The organism is Plantibacter sp. LMC-P-059a, from assembly GCF_030209505.1.
Lineage (GTDB): Bacteria > Actinomycetota > Actinomycetes > Actinomycetales > Microbacteriaceae > Plantibacter.
Window position 1 is genome coordinate 1 of sequence record NZ_JARVRZ010000006.1, and the last position, 13,155, is coordinate 13,155.

The window sequence follows — 13,155 nt, forward strand, 5'->3', positions numbered from 1 at the left end:
CTCAGGGACCGAGGTGGCAGGCTCCCGGGACCGCCCTTCGACAAGCTCAGGGACCAGGGTGATGGGTTCCCGGGACCGCCCTTCGACAAGCTCAGGGACCGAGGCGACGGGTTCCGGGGACCGCCCTTCGACAGGCTCAGGGACCGAGGTGGCAGGCTCCCGGGACCGGGCGTCAGCCGACGGCGACCGTCTGCTGCACGGGTGCGGGACGCTCCACGGTGCTCGTCAGCTCCACGACCCGGTGCTCACGACCGGCGACGATGATCGCCTCCATGATCTCCAGCACGTGGAACGCGAGGTCGCCCGAGGCGCGGTGCGGCCGATCCTGCTCGATCGCCTCGGCGAGGTCAGACAGCCCCACCCCGCGTCCGGCGTCGACGAAGCCGGCGCTGTCGGGCACGGCACGCCAGGTGCGGTCGTCCGCGGTCGAGATCTCCACGGGATCGGAGAACCGGTTCGGGTCGGGCACCGCGACGGTCCCCGCGGTGCCGTACACCTCGAACAGCGGCACCCGGCTGGCCCACACCTCGAACGACACGGTCACCGTCGAGACGACACCGTTCGCGTGCTCGAGGATCGCCGTCACGTGGGTGTCGACCTCCTCGTGCACCGGGATCGGCGTGCCGGCGAGCGCACCGGTGGCGACCGTCCGCTCCCGGTCCGAGCGCGCGACCGCGCCCGACACCCGCACGACAGGACCGAAGAACGACACGAGGCTCGTCAGGTAGTACGGCCCCATGTCGAGTAGCGGCCCACCGCCCGGCTGGTAGTAGAACGCGGGTGCCGGGTGCCACAGCTCATGACCCGGCGCACTCCACGCCACCGCCGCCGCGATCGGCCGACCGATGGCACCGGCGTCGAGCACGGCGAGCGCCGTCTGGACACCGGACCCGAGGACGGTGTCTGGCGCGCTGCCGACCCGCAGCCCCTTCGCCTGCGCGAGCTCGAGCACTGGGCGCGCCTCGGCGGTGGAGAGTGCGAGCGGCTTCTCGCCGTAGACGTGCTTGCCGGCCTCGAGCGCGCGGCGCGCGACCTCCGCGTGGGCCGCCGGGATGGTGAGGTTCAGGACGACGTCGACCTCCGGGTCGGCGAGCAACTCGTCGACGCTCGACGACCGGACCCCCTGCTCGGCAGCGACCTCGGCCGCCCGTGCGAGATCGAGGTCGGCGACGACGACGAGCCGCAGGTTCGGCAACTTGGGGAACTCGGCGAAGTACTGGCGCGAGATGTTGCCGACCCCGATGACGCCGACCCGGAGGACCGATCCCCCGGTCGTCGTGGAGGTGTCGTTCAGCGTGCTGCCCACAGCAGTCCCCTTTCGATCATGGCGCGGCCGGCGTTCTGGTACCGGTCTTCGACGGTCCCGTTCAGCGTGCTGCCCACAGCAGTCCCCGTTCGATGATGGTGCGGACGTTCGGGTCTTCGACGATCTCGATGCGGTGGCCGGGCGCGGAGACGAAGATCCGCCCCTTCCCCCACTGGCGCGTCCAGATGGCGGGAGCCGTCACCGGACGGTTCCACGCGTCCCAGGGCCGCACCTCCTGCGTCGTCGTCGCGAGGACGTCGTTGTACTCGTCGCTCAGCACCCAGTACTGCTCGGTGACGAGGTCGAAGTCCTCGATCCCCTCGGTGATCGGATGCTGCCGGCCGTACTCGGTGATGTGCACGGTGTACGGGATGTAGTTGTCGGACTGCTCGCCGGTCCGCTCCGCCGGGTCCTTGCCGGCGTGGTGCGCGAACTGCCCGCCGATCATGTGGAGGTAGTCGGCGTTGTTCCGGTACGAGTCCGCGATCCCGCCGTGCCAGCCGGCCATCCCCGTGCCGTTCAGGACGGCGCGCTGGAGGCCCGCGAACTCCTCCGGCTCGATGGTGTTCATGGTGTTGATCTGGACGATGAGGTCGACGGTGTCGAGGTAGTCCGCATCGGTGTAGACGGCGGTCCCGTCCTCGACGCGCACGGTGAAGCCGTTCGCCTCCAGGAAGGGGATGAAGGCCGCGGTGGTCTCGACGGGCATGTGCCCGTCCCAACCGCCTCGGACCACGAGCGCCTGCTTGTCAGTCATGTATTCCTCTCAGGGGATATGTCGGATTCGGCGTCGGTCGATCGGGCGTCACTTGCTGAAACCGGCGGTCATGCCGCTGATCAGTTGCCGTCTGCCGAACAGGTACAGGATGAAGATGGGAAGGGTCGAGAGCACCACCGCGGCGAGCACCGCGGGCACGTTCACGCTGAACGAGCCCTGGAACGTCCACAGCGACAGCGGCAGCACCCGGTTGCTCGGCGACTGCGTCAACACGAGCGGGAACAGGAAGCCGTTCCACACGTTGAGCGCGTTGTAGAGCGCCACGGTGACGATCGCGGGGCGGGCGAGCGGGAGCACGAGCGACACGAGGGTGCGCCAGCTCGACGCACCGTCCACGGTCATCGACTCGAACAGTTCCTTCGGGATGTCCCGGATGAAGTTCGAGAGGATGAGGACGGTCACCGGCACCGCGAACCCGATGGATGGCAGGATGAGCGCCAGGAGCGTGTCGTAGAGCCCCGCCTTGCTGAGCATGTAGAACAGCGGGATGATCGTCGCCTGCAGCGGGATCGCGAGCCCCAGCAGGAAGAACGAGAACGCTCCCCGTGTGAACCGCGAGTTGGTGCGCACGATCGCGTACGACGCCATGAGGCAGACGAACACGGTGACCGCGACGCTCGCGACGGTGATGATCACGCTGTTCCCGAGGTACAGGAAGAAGTCGCTCTGCAGGACGAGCGCGTAGCCGTCGAGCGTCGGATCGGTCGGTGGGATGAGCTGGTTGCTCGAGAAGAACCCGGCCTGCGGACGCACACTCGTGATGACGATGTAGTAGATCGGCAGCACGATGATGAGTAGCCAGATCCAGGCGCCGATGCCGCCGAGGATGTTCGGCTTCCGTCGCGCGCCGCGGGGACGTCGGCCTCTGGTCTCGTGCTCGGCCGGACGACCGCGTCGTGACCCCGCGGTGGAGACGCTGACGGTGTCGAGGCTCCCCGTCGGCAGGGCGCCGGGCTTCGTGAGTGGGTTGGTGGCTGACATCAGAGGCCCTCCTGCTGACTGTCCATCTTGGCGAAGCCGCTCAGCTTGGTGAGGAGCAGCGCGATGGCGAGACCGATGACGGCCAGGATGATCGCCATGACGCTCGCCTGCCCGAACTGGCTCGCGGAGAAGCCCGTCACGTACATGAGGATCGGGAGGATGCGGGTGCCCGCGCTCGGGACCCCGCCCGTGAGCACGAAGATCACGTCGAAGTAGGTGAGCGAACCGATGATCATGAGCGTCGACGACGTCACGAGCGTGTAGCGCAGCTGCGGGAGCGTGATGTGGAAGAACTGCTTGATCGTCCCTGCCCCGTCGATCTCCGCCGCCTCGTAGAGCGACGCGGGGATCTGCCGGACACCGCCCTGGAAGAGGAGCGTGTGGAACGGCACGAACTGCCACGCGATGATGAAGATCACCACGAAGAGCACGAGCTGCTGGTTGCCGAGCCAGTCCTGCTTGAGGAACGGGATGCCGAGCGACGCCGACAGACCGAAGTTCGGGTCGAGGATCGCCTTGAACGCGATGGCGGTCGCCGCGGACGACAGCAGGAGGGGCAGGAAGAAGATCGCCCCGAGCACGGCCCGGTTGCGCTGCTTCCCGGCCGTCCACGTGCCGAGCAGGAGACTGATCGGCGTCTGGACGACCCAGGAGATCACGATGACCTTGAGGGTCAGGACGAGCGCGTCGATCGCGACCGGATCGACGAGGACGGAGGCCCAGTTGTCGAGACCGACCCACGCGGGATCCGTGATGGCGTCCCAGCGGGTGAAGCTCAGGTACAGGGCGACGATCAGCGGGATGATCGCGAAGACGAGGAAGAAGCCCAGCGCCGGCGCGACCATCCAGCCACTGGGGCCGGTGCGGCGGCGCATCGCTGCCGCACCGGCCCCTCCGGCCCCGTGCAGTTGACGGGTTGCAGTCATCGCAGGATCACTGCCCGATCGTCTTGTTCATGTTGTCGGAGAACTCCTGCGGGGTGATCTGCAGGTTGAACAGCTGGTCGAGGTTCGTCAGCAGCGCGGTCGCCTGTGCGGGCGGGAGCGCCTGGTCCCACGACATCTGGAAGTTCTTGGCGTTCTTGGTGAGGTCGTACACGGTCGTGCCGAAGTCGCCACCGGCGTCAGCGATCTGCGCGTCGATGCCGGTGATCGGCGGGACCTGACCGGCCTCGACCATGCGGTCGATGTAGCCCTTGTCGAACACGCCGTCCGTGAGGTACTTCAGTGCGCTGGCCTTCTGCTCCTTCGTCGCCGCGGCGGAGATGGAGAAGTAGCCGGACGGGTTGCCGACGATGTTCGACGGGTCGCCCTTGCCACCGGTCACGGCCGGGAAGGTCGTGTAACCGAGCCCCTTCTCGGCGAACTCCGCGGCCTGCTGCTTGAAGGTCGTCATGACCCAGGCGCCCTGCAGCATCATGGCCGCCTTGCCCGTGTAGAGGAGCGCGACGTCGGCGTTGCTGTCGGCGGTGACCGAGGCGTAGCCGTCGACGAACGCGCCGGCCTTCACGAGCTCCTGGATCTTCTCGTTCGCCTCGATGATGCCGGGATCGCTCCAGGCGTCGGCCTCTCCGGCCATGATCTTGTTGAACGCCTCGGGGCCCGCGACGCGGTCGACGAGGTACTCCTCCCACATGAGCGACGGCCACTTGGAGGCACCGGCGAGGGAGAACGGCGCGACACCGGCCGCCTTGAGCTTCGGGATGGCGTCGACGATCTCGTCGAAGGTGGTCGGGACCTCGACACCGGCCGACTTCAGCACGTCCTTGTTGTAATAGAACATGATCGGCGTGGTCGCGTTCATGGGCACCGCGTAGACCTTGTCGTCGATGACGCCCTGGTTCCAGACGGACTCGAGGAACTTGCCCTTCGCGTCCGCGGTCTCCGAGGTGATGTCGGCGACCTTGCCGGCGTCCACGTAGGAGTTCAGGGTGCCGCCCGCCCAGCTGTAGATGATGGTCGGAGCGCTGCCGGCACCGACCGCGGTACGGATCTTGGTCTTGTAGGCGTCGTTCTGGAAGTAGGTCGCCGCGACCTGGCCGTCGGCGTTGGCGGCGTTCCACTCCTTGAGCGACGGGCCGAGGACGGTGTCCTCGTCGGTGCCCGTGAGGCCCCAGAGCGTGGCGCTGCCACTCGGCGCGCCACCGCCGCTCGAGCAGGCGGTCGCGCCGAGCATGAGGGCCGAGACGCCGAGGGCGACTGCGGCCATCCGGGTCCGACGGCGGGGTGAAGTACGAAGCGTCATTGCGTTCTCTCCTTGGTGGGTGCTGCTGCTGGTGGTGCGATGGGGTCGGATCAGTTCGTGGGGGTCCAGGCGCTGCCGTTCCCGGCACTGCGCTCGACGGCGCGGAGGACGCGCTGGACCTGCAGGCCCTCGGCGAAGGACGGTTCGGGATCGGTGCCGGCGGTGATCGCCTGGACGAGGTCGCGCACCTGGTGCGAGAAGGGGTGCTCGTAGCCGATGCCGTGACCGGTCGGCCACCAGGCGGCCATGTACGGGTGCTCCGGCTCGGTGACGACGATGCGGGTGAAGCCCTGCTTGCCGGCGGGGGCGGTCGCGTCGTACACCTCGAGTTCGTTCATCCGCTCGAGGTCGAACGCGATGGCGCCGCGGGAGCCGCTCAGCTCGATGCGGAGCGCGTTCTTGCGGCCGGTCGCGTACCGGGTCGCCTCGAACGCCCCGATGGCGCCGTCCGCGAGGCCGCCGACGAGCTTCGCCGTGAACCAGGCGGCGTCGTCGACCGTCACCGCGCCGCGCTCGTCGGAGGCGGTCCCGCTGAGGCCCACCGTCTCGCCGAGCAGGGGCCGTTCGGTGACGAAGGTGGCGAGCGTCCCGCTGACCGTGTCGAGCTGCGCGCCGGTCAGGTGCTGCACGAGGTCGATGGCGTGGGCACCGATGTCGCCGAGGGAACCGGAACCGGCCTGGTCCTTGTCGAGGCGCCAGGTCATCGGGCCCTCCGCGTCCGTCAACCAGTCCTGGAGGTAGAGCGCGCGGATCTGGCGGACGTCGCCGAGCACGCCCTCGGCGATGAGCTGGCGGGCGTAGCCGATGGCCGGCACGCGACGGTAGCTGAAGCCGACCATGGAGCGGACACCGCGGGTCTTGGCGGCCTCGGCGGCGGCGACCATGAGCTCCGCCTCCTCGACGCTGTTCGCCAGGGGCTTCTCGCAGAGCACGTGCTTCCCGGCTTCGAGGGCGGCGATGGCGATCTCGACGTGCGACGACCCAGGGGTGCAGACGTCGACGATGTCGATGGACGGGTCCTCGACGACGCTGCGCCAATCAGTCGAGGCCGACTGCCAGCCGAACTTCACCCGTGCCGCCTCCAGCGCCTCCGGATTGCGGCCGACGATCGTGGCCATGACGGGCTCGGCGTCGAGGTCGAAGAAACGTGGTGCGGTCCGCCAGGCCTGCGAGTGCGCGGCCCCCATGAAGCCGTAGCCGATCATCGCGACCCGGAGTTCCGGCTGTCCGCTTCCACCCATGTGTGACGCTCCCGAGCTGTCCGCGCAGCCGCGGGTCCCGGTGTTCCGGGTCGCGTCGCTGCGGTGACCCTGAAGCTAGCCCCGGCGCTCGACCGGCCGCAAGTTCTCCCTGACCCATTGGAAACTTTTCGCGAGCGAGCCCCGGGCAGGCCGGGCGACACCGGACAGCGGACCGGCGGACGGGCGGGTGAGCAGGCGGGCTAGGCGGCCGGCGGCGCGGTGGAGCCGCGGACGACGAGTGAGGTCGCGAGGTCGAGGCGGATGTTGTCGACCGTTTCGGACCGGAGCTTCAGCACCAGCCGCGTCGCCTCCTCGGCCATCTCGATGAGCGGCTGTCGGATCGTCGTGAGCGCCGGCCCCACCCACTTCGCGGGCGGCACGTCGTCGTAGCCCACGACCGACAGCTCCTCGGGGATCGAGATGCCGAGGGAGCGCGCCGCCTCGTACACGCCGAACGCCTGCATGTCGTTGCCGGCGAAGATGGCGGTCGGGCGGTCGTCCAGCTGCAGCAGTTCGAGGGCCAGCAGGCGCCCGGCCTCCGGGACGAACTCCCCGCGCCGGAGGATCGACTCGTCGAGCGGGATGCCGGCCTCCTCGAGTGCCGAGCGGTAGCCGGACACCCTGGCCCGCGAGCACATGAGGTCCTGGGGCCCCGAGATCAGGCCGATCCTGCGGTGCCCGAGCTCGATCAGGTGGCGGGTGGCCGCCATGCCGCCGGACCAGTTCGTGGAGCCGATCGCCGCGACCTCCGGGCCGGGATCGCCAGCCGGGTCGACGACGACCACCGGGATGTTCCTCGTGTGCAGCTGGCGGCGGTAGGCGGGGTCGATGTCGGAGAACACGAGGATGACGCCGACGGGCTTCCGCGAGATGATGCTCTCCACCCAGCCCTCGCCTGTCGACCGCCTAGCCCCGGTCTCGGTGAGCGTGACGCTCATCCCGTGTTGCCGTGCCACCTTCTCCACCCCGCGGATGATCTCGAGCGACCACGAGCTGTCGATGTACTCGAAGACCAACTCGATGAGCGAGCCCTGGGCGAGTTCGGCGCCGCGGCGACTGTAGCCGTGGCGGTCGAGGAGGCGCTCGACGATCTCCCGGGTGTCGGGCGAGACCCCTGGGCGCCCGTTGAGCACCTTCGAGGCCGTCGACACCGACACGGACGCCTCGCGGGCGATGCGCGACAGGGTGGCGCGGCCGCCGGCTCCTCCGAGCTGCATCGCGACGTCGTCACTCATCCGGATCCTCCGATCCCTCGCCGTCGGGCCGGGCGGCCATCGCGTCGTCGAGAAGTTCCCGCCATGCTAACGAAATATTTCGCTTCGAACGAGCGGTGACGACCGAAGCCCGATCTGCTATTCTGGTCGATAAGTTGTGGTTAACAACAAATCATCCGCTCGCCAACGACGCTGAAGGATCATCCGCATGCCTCTCACCCCCACCAAAGCCGACCGGTTCTCATTCGGCCTCTGGACGATCGGCTACAACGGGACCGACCCGTTCGGTGGCCCCACCCGCCCCGACCTCGACGTGGTCGAAGCCGTCACCCGCCTGAACGAACTCGGCGCCTACGGCCTCACCTTCCACGACGACGACCTCTTCGCCTTCGGCTCGACCGACGCCGAGCGGCAGAAGCAGATCGACCGCCTCAAGCAGGCCCTCGCCGACACCGGCGTCATCGTCCCGATGGTCACCACCAACCTCTTCAGCGCGCCCGTCTTCAAGGACGGCGGCTTCACCTCCAACGACCGCGCGGTGCGTCGCTTCGCCCTCCGCAAGGTGCTCCGCAACCTCGACCTCGCCGCCGAGCTCGGGGCCAAGACCTTCGTCATGTGGGGTGGCCGCGAGGGCGCCGAGTACGACTCCGCGAAGGACGTGCAGGCGGCGCTCGAGCGCTACCGCGAGGCCGTCAACCTCCTCGGCGACTACGTGACCGACAAGGGTTACGACATCCGCTTCGCGATCGAGCCGAAGCCCAACGAGCCGCGCGGCGACATCCTGCTCCCGACCCTCGGCCACGCGATGGCGTTCATCGAGACGCTCGAACGCCCCGAGCTCGTCGGCATCAACCCCGAGGTCGGCCACGAGCAGATGGCGGGCCTCAACTTCACGGCCGGCATCGCCCAGGCGCTGTACCAGGGCAAGCTGTTCCACATCGACCTGAACGGCCAGCGCGGCATCAAGTACGACCAGGACCTCGTGTTCGGCCACGGCGACCTCCAGAACGCGTTCTCGCTCGTCGACCTGCTCGAGCACGGTGGAGCAGACGGCGGACCGGCTTACGACGGCCCCCGCCACTTCGACTACAAGCCGAGCCGCACCGAGGACATCACGGGCGTCTGGGACTCCGCGGCGGCCAACATGCGCATGTACCTCCTGCTCAAGGAGCGGGCCGAGGCGTTCCGCGCCGACCCAGAGGTCCAGGAGGCACTCGCAGCCTCGCGCGTCCCCGAGCTGCGCGAGCCGACGCTCAACCCGGGCGAGACGGTCGAGCAGCTGCTCGCCGACCGCTCCGCCTCGGAGGACTTCGACGCCGACGCCTACTTCGGCGGCAAGGGCTTCGGGTTCGTCCGCCTGCAGCAGCTCGCGGTCGAGCACCTCATGGGTGCCCGCTAGACGGGAACCCCACCAGGATGGCGTTCCGTCCTCCGGTCCGAGAGGATCAGGGGACGGGACGCCGTCCGCGTCTCAACCGACACCAGCCCAGGCGGTCGCCCGACCGCCCCACCACCGAGAACAGGGAGAGCGATGACGCTCGTCGCCGGCATCGATTCATCCACCCAGAGCTGCAAGGTCGTCATCCGTGACGCCGACACCGGAGCGCTCGTCCGCGAAGGACGGGCCTCGCACCCGGCCGGCACCGAGGTCGACCCGGCCGCGTGGTGGGCGGCGTTGCAGGAGGCGTCCGCCGCAGCGGGCGGTCTCGACGACGTCGCCGCCGTGTCCGTCGCCGCCCAGCAGCACGGCATGGTCGCGCTCGACGTCGACGGCCGCGTCATCCGTCCGGCACTGCTCTGGAACGACACCAGGAGCGCGTCGGCCGCCACCGACCTCATCGCCGAGTTCGGCGCGGACGAGCTCGCCCGGCGCACCGGCTGCGTCCCCGTCGCCTCTTTCACGATCACGAAGTTGCGCTGGTTGCGCGACGCCGAACCGGCCAACGCGACCGAGGTGGCCGCCGTCGCCCTTCCCCATGACTGGCTGAGCTGGCGGCTGCGCGGCTTCGGCCCGGCCGAGGAGAGCCCGCTCGGCGCGGATCTCGCCGAGCTGACGACCGACCGTTCCGACGCCTCCGGCACCGGCTACTGGTCCCCCGCCGACGGCGAGTACGACCGCGAGCTGCTCGTCGCGGCCCTCGGACACGACGCGATCCTCCCCCGCGTGCTCGGACCGGACGAGTCGGCCGGGACCGGGATCGACGGTGGCCTGGTCGGCGCGGACACGATCATCGGCCCCGGCGCCGGCGACAACGCGGGCGCCGCACTCGGGCTCGGAGCCACGGCCGGTGATGTCGTCGTGTCGATCGGCACGAGCGGGACCGTGTTCGCCGTGACCCCCGCGGTCGTGCGCGACGCCTCCGGGACCGTCGCGGGTTTCGCCTCGGCGGACGGCGCGTTCCTGCCGCTCATCGCGACGCTCAACGCCGCCCGGATCCTCGACGCCGTCGCCGCACTGCTGGGCGTCGACCACACCGAGCTCGGCCGACTCGCGCTCGACGCCCCCGCCGGCGCCCGGGGACTCGTGCTGCAGCCGTACTTCGAGGGGGAACGGACCCCCAACCGGCCCGACGCGACGGCCACGCTGTTCGGCATGACCCTCGAGTCGACGACGCGCGAGGGGCTCGCCCGGGCCGCGATCGAAGGGCTCCTCTGCGGGCTCGCCGACGGCCTCGACGCGGTGCTCTCGCAGGGCGTCACCGCGGAGCGGGTCCTCCTCATCGGCGGTGCCGCGCAGAACCCGGCCGTGCAGGCGATCGCCCGCGAGGTGTTCGACGCGCCGGTCGTGGTGCCGGCCCCCGGCGAGTACGTCGCCGACGGCGCGGCCGTGCAGGCGGCCTGGGCGCTGACGGGCGCTCGCCCGGCGTGGCCGATGGCCGGTACGGACGACGTCGCCGACGCGCCGGCGGGCGCGGTCGACACCTCCGGGGTCGCGCGGGCGCAGTACGCCGCCCGCGCCTGACGCGGCAGCCCTTCGACAGGCTCAGGGACCAGGAGGCTCGGTCGCTGAGGTGGTCCGCCCTTCGACAAGCTCAGGGACCAGGCGGGGTCGGTTCCTGAGGCAGCGCCGCCCTTCGACAGGCTCGGGGACCAGGGGGGGTCGGTCCCTGAGGCGGCCGGGCCTTCGACAAGCTCAGGGACCAAGGGGTGTTCGGTCGCTGAGCCTGTCGAAGTGCGCGTGGAATCTTCCGCTCGGCGGAGGCGTTGGGCCCGGTATGCGATCCATCATCTACTCCGCCAACGGTGACCCGTCCGTCCTCCAGCTCGTCGAGCGCGAGATTCCGGAGCCCGGCCCAGGCGAGGTGCGTGTCAAGCTCGCGTTCTCCGGCGTCAATCCGACCGACTGGAAGACCCGGCGCGGCGGCGGCCCCTCCGGTGCGATGCCCTTCCCGGAGGTCGTCCCGAACCTCGACGGCGCCGGCGTGATCGACGCGGTCGGTCCCACCACCGACGACGCGAGCACCACGACCTTCGCCGTCGGCGACCGCGTCTGGGTCTACCTCGCGGCCCACGAGAGCCCCCTCGGTACCGCCCAGGAGTTCACGGTCCAGCCCGTCGCCCGGGTGGTCCCGCTGCCCGACGCCGCCTCCTTCGAACTCGGGGCCAGCCTCGGCGTCCCGGCGATGACCGCGCACCGGGCGCTCACGGTCGCGCAGGACGGTCCGACCCGGCTCTCCCCCGGTGCCCTCGACGGCCGGACGGTCCTCGTCCAGGGCGGCGCGGGTGCCGTCGGCAACGCGGCGATCCAGCTCGCGCGCTGGGCCGGTGCGACGGTCGTCAGCACGATCAGCAACGACGAGAAGGCAGCGCTCGCGACTGCCGCCGGAGCCCACCACGTCGTCAACTACCGCGAGGGCGACACCGCCGCGGCCATCCGCGAGGTCGCACCGCAGGGCGTCGACCTCGTCGTGGAGGTCGCCATCGCGCAGAACCTCGAGCTCGACCAGGCCGTCCTCGCCCCGCGCGGCACGGTGGTCAGCTACGCCAACAACGGCGGCGACCAGGTCACGCTCGACATCCGGCCGCACATGGGTCTCAACACGCGACTCCAGTTCATGCTGCTCTACACCGTCGGCGACGCGGCGCTCCAGGCCGCCGCCGAGGACGTCACGGCGGCGATCGAAGCCGGCGCGCTCGACGTGGGCCGCGAGCACGGCCTGCCGCTGACGGTGTTCCCGCTCGCCGACACGGCCGGTGCCCACGCCGCCGTCGAGGACGACACGGTCGGGAAGGTCCTCATCGACGTCACCGCGTGACGCATGCCGCGCACGACGTGATCAGGGGCGGTACCGGGCAGCCAGTGCCGCCCCTGCCGCACGCAGGTGCACAAGCGGTTCGGCCATCGCAGCCTCGACCCCGCCGGCGAGCTCGGTGAGCGAGACGGCGTCGGCGAACTGCGCCTCGGTCGGCGCCTCCACCGCTCCGGCGACGAGCATGGTCCGGCCGCGAGCGAGGCCGGCGACGTGGGAGGCGACCTTGCCGTCGGCGGTCTGGTCGTCGAAGCGCCCCTCGCCGGTGATGACGACCGAGGCCGTCGACGCTGCGGCTGGGAGGCCGATCGCGTCACCGACGCCGGTCGCGCCCGAGGTGGCCGTCGCGCCCCAGAGCAGGAGGCCGTAGCCCGCTCCGCCGGCCGCCCCAGCGCCGGCCTCGACCGCGGCACGTTCCGCCCGCTCCGGCCCGAACGCTGCGGCGGCCCGGCTCACGAACCGCGCCAGGTTCGCGTCGAGCACCGCGACGTCCTCGGCGGCGGCGCCCTTCTGCGGGCCGAAGACGGCTGCGGCCCCGCGGTCGCCGAGCAGCGGGTTGGTGACGTCGCTGAGGATGACCGCGCCGCCCTCCGGCAGTGGCCGCAGGCCGCCGACGTCGAGGTGGCCCAGCGTCGCGAGTCCGGCGTTGCCCGGCACCGCCCCGCCGCCGTCCGCATCTTGGAGCCGGACCCCGAGCGCGGTGAGGAGTCCGGCGCCACCGTCCGTGCTGGAGCTGCCGCCGATCGCGAGGAGCAGGCGACGGGCACCGTGATCGAGCGCCGCCGCGATGGCCTCCCCGAAGCCGGTCGTGTGGGCCGCGAACGGCTGCAGCGGGTCGAGCAGGGTCAGCCCGCTCGTCTGGGCGAGCTCTACGACGGCCGAGCCGTCGGGCAGTTCGAGCCACTCGGCCTCCACCGACTCACCGACCGGACCGGTGACCGTGATCGGGTGTCGGCGCGCTCCGGGCACGGCGGCCGCGAAGGCGTCGAGCGTCCCCTCGCCGCCGTCGGCCATCGGCAGGAGCTGCACGGTGTCGTCGGGCCGGACCGTGCGCCAGCCGTCGGCGATCGCCGCAGCGACCTCGGCCGCGGTCGCGGTGCCTTTGAACGAGTCCGGGGCGATGACGATGTGCGGTGCCATG

At 70.5% G+C, this 13,155-nt stretch carries 11 protein-coding genes; 3 read left to right on the top strand and 8 right to left on the bottom strand.

Translation table 11 applies throughout. From position 1 onward, the window contains the following. Positions 1–172: 172 nt before the first annotated feature. The 7 genes from QRN27_RS13315 to QRN27_RS13345 all read right to left on the bottom strand — a co-directional run bounded on the left by QRN27_RS13315 (position 173) and on the right by QRN27_RS13345 (position 7,785). The gene (locus QRN27_RS13315; protein ID WP_285042646.1) at positions 173–1,306 is read right to left on the bottom strand and encodes a Gfo/Idh/MocA family protein; all 1,134 of its coding nucleotides are present in this window, start codon (positions 1,304–1,306) and stop codon (positions 173–175) included. A 61-nt stretch (positions 1,307–1,367) separates the two neighbouring features. Then, positions 1,368–2,063 carry a ThuA domain-containing protein gene (locus QRN27_RS13320; protein WP_194671002.1) on the bottom strand — a complete coding sequence of 232 codons (696 nt, stop codon included), beginning with the start codon at positions 2,061–2,063 and terminating at the stop codon, positions 1,368–1,370. 48 nt (positions 2,064–2,111) lie between these two features. Further along, positions 2,112–3,065 carry a carbohydrate ABC transporter permease gene (locus QRN27_RS13325; RefSeq protein WP_082498793.1) on the bottom strand — a complete coding sequence of 318 codons (954 nt, stop codon included), beginning with the start codon at positions 3,063–3,065 and terminating at the stop codon, positions 2,112–2,114. After that, a complete protein-coding gene (locus QRN27_RS13330; RefSeq protein WP_056014229.1) occupies positions 3,065–3,991 on the bottom strand; it encodes a carbohydrate ABC transporter permease in 927 nt (308 codons plus the stop codon). Before QRN27_RS13330 ends, QRN27_RS13325 begins: the two co-directional genes overlap by 1 nt. Before the next feature lie 7 nt (positions 3,992–3,998). Then, positions 3,999–5,309, bottom strand: a complete 1,311-nt coding sequence (locus QRN27_RS13335; protein WP_285042647.1) for an extracellular solute-binding protein — start codon at positions 5,307–5,309, stop codon at positions 3,999–4,001. Between the two features lie 50 nt (positions 5,310–5,359). Beyond that, a complete protein-coding gene (locus tag QRN27_RS13340) occupies positions 5,360–6,550 on the bottom strand; it encodes a Gfo/Idh/MocA family protein (protein ID WP_285042648.1) in 1,191 nt (396 codons plus the stop codon). Positions 6,551–6,750: 200 nt separating this feature from the next. Continuing rightward, positions 6,751–7,785 carry a LacI family DNA-binding transcriptional regulator gene (locus QRN27_RS13345; RefSeq protein ID WP_285042649.1) on the bottom strand — a complete coding sequence of 345 codons (1,035 nt, stop codon included), beginning with the start codon at positions 7,783–7,785 and terminating at the stop codon, positions 6,751–6,753. 187 nt (positions 7,786–7,972) lie between these two features. Here QRN27_RS13345 and xylA point away from each other — a divergent pair, with 187 nt between their 5' ends. The 3 genes from xylA to QRN27_RS13360 all read left to right on the top strand — a co-directional run bounded on the left by xylA (position 7,973) and on the right by QRN27_RS13360 (position 12,020). Next, a complete protein-coding gene (gene xylA / locus QRN27_RS13350; protein WP_056776530.1) occupies positions 7,973–9,163 on the top strand; it encodes a xylose isomerase in 1,191 nt (396 codons plus the stop codon). 132 nt (positions 9,164–9,295) lie between these two features. After that, positions 9,296–10,726: a xylulokinase gene (locus QRN27_RS13355; protein ID WP_285042650.1), complete on the top strand. Its 1,431-nt coding sequence runs from the start codon at positions 9,296–9,298 to the stop codon at positions 10,724–10,726. A 253-nt stretch (positions 10,727–10,979) separates the two neighbouring features. Continuing rightward, positions 10,980–12,020, top strand: a complete 1,041-nt coding sequence (locus QRN27_RS13360; protein ID WP_285042651.1) for an NADPH:quinone reductase — start codon at positions 10,980–10,982, stop codon at positions 12,018–12,020. 21 nt (positions 12,021–12,041) lie between these two features. On the opposite strand, the gene QRN27_RS13365 is transcribed toward QRN27_RS13360, so the two are convergent. Continuing rightward, positions 12,042–13,154, bottom strand: coding sequence for a glycerate kinase (locus QRN27_RS13365; protein WP_285042652.1), 1,113 nt, complete (start codon positions 13,152–13,154; stop codon positions 12,042–12,044). Position 13,155 lies beyond the last annotated feature (1 nt).